Genomic DNA, 14,349 nt, shown 5'->3' on the forward strand with positions numbered 1-14,349 from the left:
CCTCCCTGGACATATCACAAGGAGGGGACGGCGATGTTGGACGTTCTGGTTATTGGCGGTGGCAACGCTGCCCTGTGCGCGGCCCTGATGGCACGCGAGGCCGGCGCCTCGGTCATGCTGCTGGAATCGGCGCCCCGCGCCTGGCGCGGGGGCAACTCACAACACACCCGCAACCTGCGCTGCATGCACGACGCACCGCAGGACGTGCTGGTGGAGGCCTATCCGGAAGAGGAATACTGGCAGGATCTGCTGAAGGTCACCGGCGGCCTCACCGACGAACACCTGGCGCGGCTGACCATCCGCGCCTCGGCCACCTGCCGGCCCTGGATGCGCAAGCATGGAGTGCATTTCCAGCCGCCGCTGTCGGGCGCGCTGCACGTGGCGCGTACCAATGCCTTCTTCATGGGCGGCGGCAAGGCGCTGGTCAATGCCTACTACCGCAGTGCCGAGGCCCTGGGCGTGGAGATCCGCTACGAGACCCCGGTGGACGCCATCGAACTGGATGGCACGCGCTTCGTCGCTGCCCGCAGTGGCAGGCAGCGCTTCACCGCCCGCACCTGCGTGCTGGCCGCTGGCGGCTTCGAATCCAATCGCGAATGGTTGCGCCAGGCCTGGGGCCAGAACGAGCGCGGCGAATGGCCGGCCGACAATTTCCTGATCCGCGGCACCCGCTTCAACCGTGGCGAGCTCTTGCGCTACATGATCGAGGCTGGCGCCGACAGCATCGGCGATCCCACCCAGGCCCACATGGTGGCCATCGATGCCCGCGCACCGCTCTATGACGGCGGCATCTGCACCCGTATCGACTGCGTCTCGCTGGGCGTGGTGGTCAATCGCGACGGCCGGCGCTTCTACGACGAGGGCGAGGATTTCTGGCCCAAGCGCTACGCCATCTGGGGCCGCCTGGTGGCGCAACAGCCGGGCCAGGTCGCCTATTCCATCATCGACAGTCGGGCCATCGGACACTTCATGCCACCGGTGTTCCCCGGCGAGAAGGCCGAGACCCTGGCCGACCTGGCACGCCAGCTGGGGCTACCGCCGGCACAGTTCGAACAGACCGTGCGCGACTACAACGCCGCCTGCCGCCAGGGAAGGTTCGACCACACCGTGCTGGACGACTGCCATACCGACGGACTGCAGCCCCCCAAGACCCACTGGGCGCGGCCGCTGGAGCGGGCGCCGTTCTACGGCTATGCCCTGCGACCTGGCGTGACATTCACCTACCTCGGTTTGAAAGTGAACGACAAAGCCCAGGTGCATTTTGCCGGCAGGCCCAGCGACAACCTCTTCGTGGCAGGCGAAATGATGGCCGGCAACGTGCTCGGCAAGGGCTATACGGCCGGTGTGGGCATGTCCATCGGCACCGCCTTCGGGCGCATCGCCGGAGTGCAGGCCGCCCAGTTCGCCACCCGATCTTCCGGAGTTTCCCATGCAGCAGCTTGAAGCCCTGGCCGATGCCGCCCGCCGCGACGCGCAGGCCGGTTCTGCCAGCGTTGCCCCGGGCGGGGCCCGCATCATTCCCATCCTGCCTGTCAAGGCGGCGCCGGCCATGAACGCCGACGAGGCCGAAGTGGCCCGGCAGATGCAGATCTGCAATGCCTGCCGCTATTGCGAAGGGTTCTGCGCGGTGTTCCCGGCCATGACACGCCGCCTGGAGTTTGCCAAGGCCGATGTCCATTACCTGGCCAACCTGTGCCACAACTGTGGCGCCTGCTATCACGCCTGCCAGTACGCGCCGCCCCATGAATTCGCGGTCAACGTTCCCAAGGCCATGGCGCGGGTACGACTGGACACCTATTCCAGCTATGCCTGGCCGGCCGCCGCCGGCGCACTGTACCGGCGCAATGGCCTGACCCTGGCCCTGGCCTTGGCGGGCAGCCTGGCCTTGTTCCTGTTGCTGGCCCTGGCGGTCAACGGCACGCTGGCCAGCAGCCCGGCAGGCGGCAATTTCTATGCGGTATTCCCGCATGGGCAGCTGGCGCGCATGTTCGGTGTGGTGTTCGCCCTGGCGGTGCTGGCGCTGGGTATGGGCGTGAGGCGCTTCTGGCGTGATATCACGGACGGCACGGCCGGTGCCCCGGGCAGTGCAGCGGCGGCCGAGGCCACCCGCGACGTGCTGGCCCTGCGCTATCTGGATGGCGGCCACGGAGAGGGCTGCAACGAGTCCGATGACGGCTACACGCTCATGCGCCGACGCTTCCATCACTTCACCTTCTACGGTTTCATGCTGTGCCTGGCGGCCACCTCGGTGGCGACCCTGTACCACTACCTGCTGGGGCTGGAGGCGCCATACCCCGTGCTGAGCCTGCCGGTACTGCTGGGCACGGCGGGCGGCATCGGCCTGCTGGTCGGCCCCGCCGGTCTGCTGTGGTTGAACCTGCGGCGGCATCCGGAGCAGGGCGACCGTCGCCAGCGGCCCATGGATCGCGGCTTCATCGTCCTGCTGCTGCTGGTCAGTGCCACCGGTCTGGCGCTGCTGGCCTGGCGTGACAGCGCTGCCATGGCGGCGCTGCTGGCCCTGCACCTGGGCTGCGTGATGGCCCTGTTCCTGACCCTGCCTTACGGCAAGTTCGCCCACGGTATCTATCGCAGTGCCGCATTGCTCAAGTCCGCCATCGAGAAGCGGCAGCCCCTGCGGCACGACCCCGGAGCGGCCTGATCCCGGGCCGGCCAGCACGCCGGCCCACCCGGTTTTTCATGAACACAACAGCAAGGAGACTTTCAGCATGAGCACCCAACCCGAGACGCGCGGTTCGCGCGCAGGCGCCGTCCTGCGCGTGACCAGCGGCAATTTCCTGGAGCAGTTCGATTTCTTCCTGTTCGGCTTCTACGCGACCCACATTTCCAAGGTCTTCTTCCCCACCAGCAGCGATTTCGCTTCGCTGATGCTGACCTTCGCCGTATTCGGTGCCGGTTTCCTGATGCGGCCACTGGGTGCCATCGTGCTGGGCGCCTATATCGACGAAGTGGGCCGGCGCAAGGGCCTGATCGTGACGCTTTCCATCATGGCCAGCGGCACCATCCTGATCGCCTGCGTGCCGGGGTACGCCAGTATCGGCCTGCTGGCGCCGCTGCTGGTCCTGATCGGACGTCTGCTGCAGGGTTTCTCGGCCGGGGCCGAACTGGGCGGGGTATCGGTCTACCTGGCCGAGATGGCCACGCCCGGCCGCAAGGGCTTTTACACTGCCTGGCAGTCGGCCAGCCAGCAGATCGCCATCGTCATGGCCGCGCTCATGGGCTATGCCCTCAATCTCTGGCTGGATGCAACGCAGATCGCCGCCTGGGGCTGGCGCATTCCTTTCTTCGTGGGCTGCCTGATCGTGCCGTTCATCTTCCTGCTGCGTCGTTCCCTGCAGGAGACCGAAGCCTTCAAGGCACGCGCCCATCGTCCAGCCCTGGGCGAGGTCTATCGCACCATGCTGGCGAACTGGAAGACCGTGATCGCCGGCATGCTGCTGGTGGCCATGACGACCACCACTTTCTACCTGATCACCGTCTACACGCCGACCTTCGGCAAGTCGGTACTCAAGCTCTCGACGCAGGCCAGCCTGGTGGTGACCCTGCTAGTGGGGCTGTCGAATTTCTTCTGGCTGCCCATCGGCGGCATGGTGTCCGACCGTATCGGGCGGCGCCCGGTGCTGCTGAGCATCACCGTGCTGGCGATCCTGACCGCCTATCCCGCACTATCCTGGCTGGCCGCCGCACCCAGTGTGGAACGCATGCTGCTGGTGCTGCTGTGGCTGTCGTTCTTCTTCGGCATGTACAACGGCGCCATGGTGTCGGCACTGACCGAGATCATGCCGGAGCAGATCCGCGTGGCCGGCTTCTCGCTGGCCTTCAGCCTGGCCACCGCCGTATTCGGCGGCTTCACCCCGGCCATCTCCACCTGGTTGATCGAACTCACCGGCGACAAGGCTGCGCCCGGCTACTGGCTGACCTTCGCCGCCGTCTGCGGCCTGTCGGCTACGCTGATCCTCTATCGTGGGCAGGCCGTTGCGGTGCGGGCAGCCGCGTCGCGGGCAGGCTGAGCGCTGCCCGGCATCTGCCGTTTCCGGGCGTTCAGCGCTTTCAATGCATTCAGCGCACCGTAGCCGGCACCAGCAAACCGTTGAGCGCATCGCCGACGATCAGTGAGGGCAGGGAGCGATGGTCGTTGGCGAGGATGACGCTGTCCTTCTCGACATCGCCCGGCAGCACCAGCTGCGCGATGTAGCGGCAGTCGCTGCTGCAGGTGTAGCGCAGCACGGTCTGGCCGCGCACCGCCTCCAGGATGGTCTGCCCGTGTTCCACGCCGTAATAGCGCACGCTCACCAGTTGCTGTGAGTCGTCGGCATCGGGGTCGCGATAGAAGTACGTGCCGCGTTCGACGCGCGTGTAATGCGGCCACGGCATGCTGCCGGCCGGCGCCAGGCCGTCGATCTGGCGGGCATTCAGCCCCAGCCGCAACGCTTGGGGGAGTGGCACCGGTACGGCGGCTTTATCCTGGTCGCTGATATCGGCCTGGTCTGCGGCAGCGGACAGTTCAGCCTGACGCCGGCGGTACCAGTCCAGCAGGCAGGCGCGGTCACTGCAGTGCTGCTCGCGCCAGCGCCATTGCGCATCACTGGCGGCGCGAAAGGCGCGCTTGTCGGGGGCCATGTCGCGGGCCTGGCGGAAGGCCCGGCCCAGGGCGTCATCCAGGGCCGATAGCTGGGCATCGCCACAGATGGTCTTTTCGTTGCGGGAAGCCGCCTTGCCGCAATCGAAGCTGGCGGCCAAGCTGCCGGAGGCGACCAGGAGCGCCAGCAGGGCCGGCAGTGCTGGCAAAGCGAGATGGGAGAGCTTGTTCATGGCGAGACTATCCGTATTGCGAGCGAATGACGGGCGCCAGCTTCGCATTGCGCGCCCCGACGCAAAACGCGGAGAAGACAGGGAAAATTTCCAAAATCTTTGCAACTGAAAAAGCGTGTTGGGTTTGTCTTCACATTCATCGTGCTGCCTGCCCGCGCAGGCCGTGTCACATGGCAGTAGAATCGCGGTCTTCATGCCATTTGCGCGATCCGCGCAAGGCACACAACCAGCACACAACCAGCACGCAGCAGACCGGTGACAGGCACAGAGGACAACCCCCCGCAATCGCAATTGCGCCCAGGCGAACGCGCCGGCTTCATCCTGAGCCGTCACTGGCGCGACACGCCGGCGGGCGTCGAGATCGAGCTGTGGCTGGCCACCGACAATGGCCCGCAATGCCTGCGCCTGCCGCCGCAGGAGGCGGTGGCCTTCGTGCCGCAGGCCGAGGCCGAACGGGTAGACACCCTGATCGCCGGCGAGCGCGGCATGCAGTTGCGTCCGCTGGAACGACTCAAGGACTATAGCCAACGGCCGGTGATGGGCCTGTATGGTCGCCATTACCGCAAGCTGCTGAAGATCGAAAAGGCGCTGGTCGCTGCCGGCATCCCCGTCTATGAAGCCGATATCCGGCCGCCCGAGCGCTACTTGATGGAGCGTTTCATCAACGCGCCGCTGGCTTTCCAGGGCGTCGACGATGGCCAGGGGGTGCTGGTCGAGGCCCGTGTCCGCGCCTTGCCGGGCTACCGCCCGCCGCTGAAGCTGGCTTCGCTGGATATCGAAACCAGTTGGCAGGGCGAGCTCTACAGCATCGCCATCGAAGGCTGCGGCCAGCGCAGCGTCTATGTGCTGGAGCCGGACAGCGGAGCCGCCGGGCAGTCAGGCGAGGCGGTCGCCAAGGCGGCCGAGGCCGGTTTTGCGCTGCAGTTCTGCTACAGCCGTGCCGCGCTGATCGAAGCCCTCAACGACTGGATGGCGCGCCATGATCCGGATGCCCTGATCGGCTGGAACCTGATCCAGTTCGACCTCAACGTGTTGCAGAAACAGGCCGACAAATATCGGGTTCCGCTGCGCCTGGGGCGGGCCGGACGGGCCCTGGAATGGCGCGAACACGGCCTGCGTGCCAACCACCTGCTGGTATCGGCCCCGGGGCGGCTGGTGATCGACGGCATCGAAAGCCTGCGTTCGGCATTCTGGAATTTTCCGTCCTTCAGTCTGGAAAACGTAGCGCAGACCCTGCTGGGAGAGGGCAAGGCGATTGCCACCCCCTACCAGCGCATGGACGAGATCGACCGCATGTTCGCCGAGGACAAGCTGGCCCTGGCCACCTACAACCTCAAGGATTGCGAGCTGGTCACGCGCATCTTCGCGCACACCGAGATCCTGTCCTTCCTGCTGGAGCGCGCCAGCGTCACCGGCCTGCAGGCCGACCGCAGCGGCGGTTCGGTGGCGGCGTTCACCCATCTCTACCTGCCGCACATGCACCGCAAGGGCTATGTGGCGCCCAACCTGGGCGATGCCGAGCCGCTGGCCAGTCCGGGCGGCTTCGTCATGGATTCGCGCTCGGGGCTGTATGACTCGGTGATCGTGCTGGACTACAAGAGCCTGTATCCGAGCATCATCCGCAGCTTCCTGATCGACCCGGTGGGGCTGGTCGACGGCACCCTCAACGAGCCGGAAGAGCAGACCGTGCCTGGTTTCAACGGCGGGCGCTTCTCACGGCGCAGCCACAGCCTGCCGGCCATCATCGAGCAGCTGTGGCAAGCCCGGGAAGCCGCCAAGGCACAGGGCAACAAGCCCTTGCAGCAGGCGCTGAAGATCATCATGAACTCCTTCTACGGGGTGCTGGGTTCGACGGTGTGCCGCTTCTTCGATTCGCGGCTGGCATCGTCCATCACCCGGCGCGGGCATGAAATCATGCATCGCACGCGTGAACTGATCGAGGAAGAGGGCTTCGAGGTCATCTATGGTGATACCGATTCGACCTTCGTCTGGCTGCGTCGCGCCCACGACGACGAACAGGCGCGCCAGATCGGCCTGCGCCTGACCGGCCGCATCAACGACTGGTGGCGCCAGCACCTGGCCGATGAGTACGGCCTCAAGAGCGCGCTGGAACTGCAGTACGAGGTGCATTACCAGCGTTTTCTGATGCCCAACGTGCGGGGCGCCGATACCGGCAGCAAAAAGCGCTATGCCGGCTATGTCCGCAGCGCCGACGGCCAGGACAAGGTGACCTACAAGGGGCTGGAAACGGTACGCACCGACTGGTCGCCGCTGGCGCAGCGCTTCCAGCAAGAGCTGTATCTGCGCATCTTCCGGGGTGAACCCTATCGCGACTACATCGTCGGCTATGTCGCCGACCTGTTCGCCGGCCGGCTGGACGAACTGCTGGTCTACCGCAAGCGCCTGCGGCGCCAGCTGGACCATTACGAAAAGAACGTGCCGCCACACGTGCGGGCGGCGCGCATGGCCGACCAGGTCAACCAGCAGGACGGGCGGCCCCTGCAATACCAGCAAGGCGGCTGGATCAACTACGTCATGACCACGGCCGGCCCGGAACCGCTGGAAAAGCGCAGTGCCGCCATCGATCATGGGCACTACCTGGAGCGCCAGCTGGCCCCGGTGGCCGATGCCATCCTGGTCTTCGTGGACGACAGCTTTGCGGCTGTGACCTCACCCCAGCAGGAATTGTTCTGAAGTGCCGCAGAATGAAAAAGGGCCGGATCCGATGAATCCGGCCCTGCTTGCCTGCGCTTGCACTGGTCAGTGCAGGCGCGAATCCGATTCTCGTCCCGAGCGCGGGTCGTACTGGACGCGCAGCGGCACCGGCTGGCGACGCGGCTTCTGGTACAGCTTGTGGCGCAGGAACAGACCGAAGGCCAGCATGCCCGCGAGCACATAGAACGCATAGAAAGCCGCGAGATAGCTACCGTAGTGAAGCAGGGTGTCGATGATGGCCATAGGTCCTCCTTGGGGAGTCATTCAGTGTCGATGGCCTCATCGTATGCCGGGACGTCGGTGGCGGATATCAGGGTTTTTCTGATGTGTGTCGCTGCAACGGCAACTGTGCCCACAATCTGCCGACGCTCCGTCAGCGCCCCGTCATGACCCTATCAGCGCCCCGGACCCGGTTGCGCCATGGCGGCGGCAGGCGGCACTTGCAGATGTTGCAACAGCTTGGACACCATCAGGATCACGGTCAGGCTGACGATGCAGAAGAACACCGCCAGCGGCGTCAGGCTATGGATGGACACGAAGCCGGCCAGCCCCATCATCCCCGAGGACACCAGCAGCAGCGCAAAGCCGAGGATGGCACTGGTCAGCCCGGCGATATGCGGGAAGATCGAATTGCCCTTGGCCATCAGCGTGGGATACATGGCGCCGGCGCAGAAGCCCATCACCAGCACCGGTGTGATCAGCGTCCACACCTGCAGGCCCACGGTCAGGGCCAGCGCCAGCATGACGAAGGCGGCACCGGCCATGACCCGCGCACCGATGCGCAGGCGCGCTTCGGCACTGGGCAGGCGGCGATGCTGGATGCGATTGGAAATGCCGCCCAGGAAATACATCATGCCGATGGCCAGCGCCATGTAGCCGAAGAAGGTCGGTGGTTGATGCAGGGTGTTCTGCACCATGAAAGGGCCGACGATGTTGAACACCAGCAGGATGCTGTAGCACAGGCCCTGGGCCAGGAAGCAGCTCTGGAACACCGGGCTGGCCAGCACCATGCGGGCGTTCCTGAACAAGGTCCTGGGGTGCAGGTGCACCGGCTGGGCCAGCGTCTCCCGGTAACGCCACAGGATGGCCCACATGGCGAAGGAGTAGATCAGCAGGAACACCAGGCAGGAGCGCCAGCCGAAGGCTTCCTGCAGGTGTGCGCCGATCACCGGGGCGACGATGGGCGCCAGGCCCCAGGCAATGGCCATGTAGGTGTAGGCATGCACCAGCGCCTGGCCGGCGAAGGAGTCGGTGATGATGGCCTTGGCCAGCAGGTTGGTGGCGGCGATGCCGAAGCCCTGCAGGATGCGGGCGGCGACGAAGGTTTCCAGGTTGGGCGCCACCAGGGTCAGGACACAGCCCAGCGTGAACAGGCCCAGCCCCAGGGCCAGGATGCGTTTGCGGCCGAAGGCGTCGGCCAGCGGCCCGAACACCAGCTGTCCGAAGGCATAGGCGATCAGGTAGCCGGTCACGCTGGTCTGGATGGCCTGGGCCGAAGTGGCGTAGTCGATCGCCATCTCCGGCAGCGCCGGCACGTACAGGTCGATGGCCAGCTGGCCGGCCGAGGCAAAGGCGCAGATCAGGAACAGCAGGAAGCGCGGGTGGTTCGGAGACGGCTTGGCAGAAGAGCTCATGAAGGGGGATGCTGCGTAGACAAAGACCGCTATTGTGAACCTTGATGCAGTTTTCTGCTGGCAGCGGCTCAGCTCGGGCGGGAGGGCCGCCTAAAGTTTCATTATTGGCCAGAGCAGAATGGCAAGTTCTGATGCCTGTAAAACATCATCTTGTAGAAATAATTCGAGACGAGAGCAGTAAACTTTCGATATTCGACTCCCCTCGTTCCCACGGACGTATCGTCTGCCGACCGCAAACCAGCCTGCCTGCCCCGCCAGGTGGCGCGGCGGCGGCTGTCAATTCCTTGGGGGAGGGAGCTATCGTGAATTTCATCTTTCGCCGGTTTTCGATCCGGCAGATCTTTATCGCGCTGGTGACGGTGATTGCCATGCTGATGGCACTCATCGTGCTGGCAGCCTATGAGGAGGAAAACGCCAACATGGCCCTGAACCGGGCCAATGAGCAGCGTTTCAGCTCCTTTCTGCTGGCCGCCGAGCTGCGCCAGAGCTCGGACGACCTGACCCGGCTGGCGCGCACCTACGTGGTCACCGGCGATCCGGTCTACGCCCAGCACTACCAGGCGGTGCTGGACATCCGCGACGGCAGGCGAGCACGTCCGCAGCACTACGAGCGCATCTACTGGGACTTCGTCGATGCCGAGGGGCGTGCGCCGCGTCCGGACAGCAATGTCAGCGCAGCGCTCACCGATCTCATGCGCGAGAATGGCTTCACCGCCGCCGAGCTGAGCAAGCTGACCGAGGCCAAGAACATTTCCGATACCCTGGTCCAGATCGAGACCCGTGCCATGGAGATGGTCAAGGCGCAGCGCGCCGCCGGTGCCAGTGCCAACCGCAACGAACTGGAACAGGCTCGGCAGATGATGCATGACGCGAGCTACCACCAGAACAAGGCCCGGATCATGCACCCGGTCGACGAGTTCTTCGCCATGCTGGACCAGAGGACGGCCGGCCAGGTGCAAGAAGCCCAGGAAGTCGCAGACCGCATGACGCGGATGGTCTACCTGCTCATCGGCACCAGCCTGCTGGTGCTGGGCGGGACCTTGCTGGTGGTGTACAAGGCCATCGCCGGGCCACTGGCGGGGGCCGTGGAGGTCGCCCGGCGCGTTTCCCACGGAGACCTGACGGCGCCGATCGATGTCGGCTACAAGGGAGAGACCCGCATGCTGCTCTACGCCTTGAAGGAAATGCGCGACGGGCTCACCTGCATCGTGCGGCAGGTGCGCGAGGGGGCCGACTCGATCCGCGTATCGGCGGCCCAGGTCGCCTCGGGTTCCCAGGATCTGTCCTCGCGCACCGAAGAGCAGGCCGGTTCGCTGGAAGAGACGGCAGCCTCGATGGAGCAGATGAATGCCAACGTGCAGCGCAACGCCGGCAATGCCCAGCGCGCCAGCCAGCTGGCCGGTACCGCCTCGCAGGTGGCGCGCGAGGCAGGGTCGGTGGTGGCCGAGGTGGTGACGACGATGGCCTCGATCAAGGATTCTTCGCACCGCATCGTGGAGATCATCACGGTGATCGATGGGATTGCCTTCCAGACCAACATCCTGGCGCTCAATGCGGCGGTGGAGGCGGCCCGGGCCGGTACCCAGGGACGCGGCTTCGCGGTCGTGGCCGGCGAGGTGCGCAACCTGGCGCAACGTGCGGCAGCCGCTGCCAAGGAGATCAAGCTATTGATCGACAATTCGGTGGACAAGGTGGAGAGCGGCAACCTGCTGGTCAAGAAAGCCGGCCAGACCATGGCGGACGTGGTCGAGAGCGTGCAGCGGGTCAACGACCTGATGGGCGATATCGCCAGTGCGAGTGTGGAGCAGTCCAGCGGACTGCAGCAGATCTCGATGGCGGTCAAGCAGCTTGACGACGTCACTCAGCAGAACGCCACCCTGGTCGAGCAGACCTCGTCGGCCTCCGATTCAATGCAGGAACAGGCCGACCGGCTGGCGCAGCTGGTCGGGGAATTCAAGCTCTTGCCCAACTTCGACGAGGAAATCCCGCTGCTGCTGGTGGATTAGGGCCTGTTCACAAGCTCAGCTGACCAGGCGTGCGCGCAAGGCATCGAAGCGCACCGGCCACTCCAGGCGCCAGCGCTCGCGCAGGGCCGGTGCCATCCAGGCGGCATCCAGGCCGTTGAGCATGAAGCCGCGCAGGGCATCGATGTCGGCGCCCAGCTGCAGCATCATCAGCCAGGCGCCGGTGGGCGTGACCAGATGCAGGGTCGGATCGTCGGTGTTGGGGTGCAGGCGCAGGCCGGCGGCCAGCATCTGGCGGATCGGATGGTCCTGCGCCCAGCGTTGTGGCGGCAGCGTGCGCAGGTAATAGGAATTGGTCGGCACCACGGTAAAGATCAGGCCGCGTTCGATGCAGCGCTGCAGCAGGGCCGGATTGTCGACGATGGTATAGCCGTGGTCGACGCGGTCCACCTGCAGCAGGTCGATGGCGGTGGCCACGTTGTTCCAGGGCATGCCGAATTCGCCGGCATGCGCGGTGGTCTTGAGGCCGGCTTCGCGCGCCAGGCGGTAGGCGGCCTTGAACAGCTCGGGCGGACGGTCGTTCTCGCGGTAGTCCATGCCGATGCCCACCACCTGCGGCGCCGGATGCTGCAGCATCCACTGCACCATGGTCAGGGCCTCGTCGGGGCTGGCTTCGCGGTCGATGCTGGGGATCAGGCGGCCGATGATGCCGATGTCCCGTTCTGCATCCACGATGGCGCGCACGATGGCGTCTTGTGCGGCGTCATAGGCGATGCCCGAGACCCGCACCGTGCCGGTCGGGTTCCAGAAGAATTCGCTGTAGGCCACACCGTGTTGCCAGGCATCCTGCAGGTATTCGTAGGTGATGCGGTAGAGGTCGTCGGGCTGCCGGATCAGCACGGCATCGAGGGCGCGCAGCACGCGCAGCACGCCGACCGGCTTTTCGCCGCGCGTGTAGAAGGCTTCGATCTCTTCGGCCGAGACCGGATGGCCGGCGCGCGCGGAAAGTTCGCTGAAGGTCTGGCGGCGCACCGCGCCGAACAGATGGCAATGCAATTCGACCTTGGGCAGGGCGCGCACGAATTGTTCGAGCGTCAGCGGGCCGGTATCGGTGGGGTCGTTAAAACTCATAGACGAAACATCGCGGAAGATCGGTTCAGGGAGGAGTGGCGGGGGGCGTCTTCAGGACAGCGTGCCCAGCAGCTCCTGCATCATGCATTGCATGGCACGCGGGCCGTCGACGGTCATGGCGACCTCGGTATTGGCCGGGGCGCGACGGGGGACGCGGAATTCGCACACCGTCATGCCGCGCGTGAGCCGGCCCTGCAGTTCGATATCCACCCGCGCCGAGCGGAAGCTGAACAGTTCCGGACGCTTGAGCCAGATCGCCACCGCCGGGTCGTACATCGGCATGGGCACCGAGCCATCCGGACTGCGGATGCGCAGATAGGCATCGAAGTAGCCGGCCAGCCAGCGGGCGCGGGGTGTACCCAGGGCGCGCACCTGCTGCACCTCGTCGGCGGTGACCAGCAACTGGCGGCACAGGTTCAGCCCGAACATGCGCAAGGGGATGCCCGACTGGAACACCACATCGGCCGCCTCGGGGTCGGCAAAGATGTTGAATTCGGCGGCCGCCGTGTGATTGCCCTGGTCGGCCGAGCCCCCCATGAGGATGATTTCCTTGACCATGGTGGCGATCTCGGGCGCACGCTGCAGGGCGATGGCCACATTGGTCAGCGGCGCGATGCACATGAGCGTGATCTCGCCCGCGTGCAGGCGGATCGCCTCGATCATGGCATCCACCGCGTGCGGCAGCGGCGAGCGCTGCAGTTGCTGAGACTGGCGCGCTTCGAGTTCGGCGATATCGACCTGCGGCAAGGCGTCACCGGTGGTGGCCATGCCGGCCTGGCCGAGGATGGATTGCGCGGTCTCGATGCTGCCGGCCAGCGGCTTCTCGCAGCCGGCATAGACCGGCACATCCAGCTGGTAGTGCTGCTTGATGCGCAGCGCATTGTCGTAGGTGGTCGCCAGCGGCGCGTTACCCGCCACCACCGACACGCCCAGCCAGTTCACATCGAGATTGGCCGACAGCATCAGCATGGCCAGCCAGTCGTCGAAGCCGGGGTCGGTATCAAGCCAGATCTTGTGCATGTTCTTGTTTTCCTTGGAGGGTAGGGGCCTGCTCAGGCGGGCAGCGTCAGGGCCTGTTCGCACGGCAGGTGGAAGGCCACGTCGTCGCCTTCACGGGCTAGTGCCTGGGCGGCCGGGGCCATGCCGCGCACTTCGCCCAGAGCAGTCTGCAAGAGATATTCCACCGATTCACCCAGGAAGCCCCGTGACAGCACGCGGCCCTGGTAGCCGCCGCTGCCGACCTGGACCTGCTGCACGCGCCAGCCGGCGCAGGCGGTACCAGCGGGCAGGCCGGGGCAGGGCAGGCTGCCCTGCGGGCCGTGGAGGGCGCCGTCGCGGTAGTCGAACAGGTTTTCGAATCCCATGAAATTGGCGACGAAGCGGGTACGCGGGGCATTGAAGAGGCGTTCCGGCGTATCCAGTTGCTCGATCTTGCCGCCGTTCATGACCACGATGCGGTCCGACATTGCCAGCGCTTCATCCTGGTCGTGGGTGACGTAGAGCATGGTGATGCCCAGCTCACGCTGGATGCGGCGCAGCTCGGCGCGCATCTGCACGCGCAGCTTGGCGTCGAGGTTGGACAGCGGTTCGTCCAGCAACAGCAGCTTGGGTTCGATCACGATGGCCCGTGCCAGCGCCACGCGCTGCTGCTGGCCGCCCGACATCTGCGCCGGCAGGCGCGCCTCGAAGCCGGCCAGGCCGACCGCGGCAATCACCTTCTCCACCCGCTGGCGCAGTTCGGCCGCGGGTACCTTGCGCAGGCGCAGGCCGAAGGCCACGTTGTCGAACACGTTCAGGTGCGGGAACAGGGCATAGGACTGGAATACCAGTCCGATGTCGCGCTTGTTGGGCGGCAGACGGCTGATGTCGCGTCCGTCCAGCGTGATGCTGCCGGCGCGCAGCTCGATCAGGCCGGCGATGGCGCGCATGGTGGTGGTCTTGCCGCAGCCGCTGGGGCCGAGCAGGGAAATCAGCTCGCCCCGGGCCACGTCCAGGTCCAGCCCTTGCACGGCGGTCTTGGCGTTGCCATAACCGAGGGCGACTTGCTGCAGTGTCAGGTAACTCATCACGTTCTC

General features: G+C 65.7%; 11 protein-coding genes. 5 read left to right on the forward strand and 6 right to left on the reverse strand.

Annotated features, from left to right (window positions below; all coding sequences use genetic code 11):
• Positions 1-33 precede the first annotated feature (33 nt).
• The 3 genes from tcuA to HBH1_RS09010 all read left to right on the forward strand — a co-directional run bounded on the left by tcuA (position 34) and on the right by HBH1_RS09010 (position 4,028).
• Positions 34-1,443 (forward strand): FAD-dependent tricarballylate dehydrogenase TcuA, encoded by a 1,410-nt coding sequence (gene tcuA / locus HBH1_RS09000; RefSeq protein ID WP_102662463.1) that lies wholly within the window; start codon positions 34-36, stop codon positions 1,441-1,443.
• The gene (gene tcuB, locus HBH1_RS09005; protein ID WP_102662464.1) at positions 1,430-2,659 is read left to right on the forward strand and encodes a tricarballylate utilization 4Fe-4S protein TcuB; all 1,230 of its coding nucleotides are present in this window, start codon (positions 1,430-1,432) and stop codon (positions 2,657-2,659) included. Before tcuA ends, tcuB begins: the two co-directional genes overlap by 14 nt.
• Positions 2,660-2,726: 67 nt before the next feature.
• Complete coding sequence (locus tag HBH1_RS09010; RefSeq protein ID WP_102662465.1) at positions 2,727-4,028, forward strand: MFS transporter; 1,302 nt, start codon at positions 2,727-2,729, stop codon at positions 4,026-4,028.
• A gap of 49 nt (positions 4,029-4,077) precedes the next feature.
• On the opposite strand, the gene HBH1_RS09015 is transcribed toward HBH1_RS09010, so the two are convergent.
• On the reverse strand, positions 4,078-4,830 hold the full coding sequence (locus HBH1_RS09015) for a lysozyme inhibitor LprI family protein (protein ID WP_102662466.1): 753 nt from the start codon (positions 4,828-4,830) through the stop codon (positions 4,078-4,080).
• Between the two features lie 255 nt (positions 4,831-5,085).
• On the opposite strand from HBH1_RS09015, the gene HBH1_RS09020 reads away from it, so the two are divergent.
• Positions 5,086-7,524 (forward strand): DNA polymerase II, encoded by a 2,439-nt coding sequence (locus tag HBH1_RS09020; protein WP_102662467.1) that lies wholly within the window; start codon positions 5,086-5,088, stop codon positions 7,522-7,524.
• 66 nt (positions 7,525-7,590) lie between these two features.
• Here HBH1_RS09020 and HBH1_RS09025 read toward each other — a convergent pair whose 3' ends face one another.
• Entirely contained in the window at positions 7,591-7,788 is a 198-nt protein-coding gene (locus HBH1_RS09025; protein WP_102662468.1) for a hypothetical protein, read from the reverse strand.
• A 152-nt stretch (positions 7,789-7,940) separates the two neighbouring features.
• A complete protein-coding gene (locus HBH1_RS09030) occupies positions 7,941-9,179 on the reverse strand; it encodes a multidrug effflux MFS transporter (RefSeq protein WP_102662469.1) in 1,239 nt (412 codons plus the stop codon).
• 302 nt (positions 9,180-9,481) lie between these two features.
• Here HBH1_RS09030 and HBH1_RS09035 point away from each other — a divergent pair, with 302 nt between their 5' ends.
• Positions 9,482-11,185 carry a methyl-accepting chemotaxis protein gene (locus HBH1_RS09035; RefSeq protein WP_102662470.1) on the forward strand — a complete coding sequence of 568 codons (1,704 nt, stop codon included), beginning with the start codon at positions 9,482-9,484 and terminating at the stop codon, positions 11,183-11,185.
• A 15-nt stretch (positions 11,186-11,200) separates the two neighbouring features.
• Here the strand turns inward: HBH1_RS09035 and HBH1_RS09040 are convergent, their stop codons facing one another.
• Genes HBH1_RS09040 through HBH1_RS09050 form a run of 3 tightly spaced genes read right to left on the reverse strand, consistent with a single transcriptional unit; the run spans position 11,201 to position 14,340 of the window.
• Positions 11,201-12,274, reverse strand: coding sequence for an adenosine deaminase family protein (locus tag HBH1_RS09040; protein WP_102662471.1), 1,074 nt, complete (start codon positions 12,272-12,274; stop codon positions 11,201-11,203).
• 51 nt (positions 12,275-12,325) lie between these two features.
• A complete protein-coding gene (locus tag HBH1_RS09045; RefSeq protein WP_102662472.1) occupies positions 12,326-13,294 on the reverse strand; it encodes a nucleoside hydrolase in 969 nt (322 codons plus the stop codon).
• Between the two features lie 32 nt (positions 13,295-13,326).
• Positions 13,327-14,340 carry an ABC transporter ATP-binding protein gene (locus HBH1_RS09050; RefSeq protein WP_102662473.1) on the reverse strand — a complete coding sequence of 338 codons (1,014 nt, stop codon included), beginning with the start codon at positions 14,338-14,340 and terminating at the stop codon, positions 13,327-13,329.
• Positions 14,341-14,349 lie beyond the last annotated feature (9 nt).

Origin of the sequence: Herbaspirillum sp. BH-1 (assembly GCF_002870055.1) — a bacterium.
GTDB lineage: Bacteria > Pseudomonadota > Gammaproteobacteria > Burkholderiales > Burkholderiaceae_D > Herbaspirillum > Herbaspirillum frisingense.

Excerpts from the sequence above, each read along its gene's own strand:
- HBH1_RS09040 (WP_102662471.1), bottom strand. The coding sequence starts at position 12,274 with ATGAGTTTTAACGACCCCACCGATACCGGCCCGCTGACGCTCGAACAA.
- HBH1_RS09025 (WP_102662468.1), bottom strand. The coding sequence starts at position 7,788 with ATGGCCATCATCGACACCCTGCTTCACTACGGTAGCTATCTCGCGGCT.
- HBH1_RS09050 (WP_102662473.1), bottom strand. The coding sequence starts at position 14,340 with ATGAGTTACCTGACACTGCAGCAAGTCGCCCTCGGTTATGGCAACGCC.
- HBH1_RS09030 (WP_102662469.1), bottom strand. The coding sequence starts at position 9,179 with ATGAGCTCTTCTGCCAAGCCGTCTCCGAACCACCCGCGCTTCCTGCTG.
- HBH1_RS09010 (WP_102662465.1), top strand. The coding sequence starts at position 2,727 with ATGAGCACCCAACCCGAGACGCGCGGTTCGCGCGCAGGCGCCGTCCTG.
- tcuB (WP_102662464.1), top strand. The coding sequence starts at position 1,430 with ATGCAGCAGCTTGAAGCCCTGGCCGATGCCGCCCGCCGCGACGCGCAG.
- HBH1_RS09015 (WP_102662466.1), bottom strand. The coding sequence starts at position 4,830 with ATGAACAAGCTCTCCCATCTCGCTTTGCCAGCACTGCCGGCCCTGCTG.
- HBH1_RS09045 (WP_102662472.1), bottom strand. The coding sequence starts at position 13,294 with ATGCACAAGATCTGGCTTGATACCGACCCCGGCTTCGACGACTGGCTG.
- tcuA (WP_102662463.1), top strand. The coding sequence starts at position 34 with ATGTTGGACGTTCTGGTTATTGGCGGTGGCAACGCTGCCCTGTGCGCG.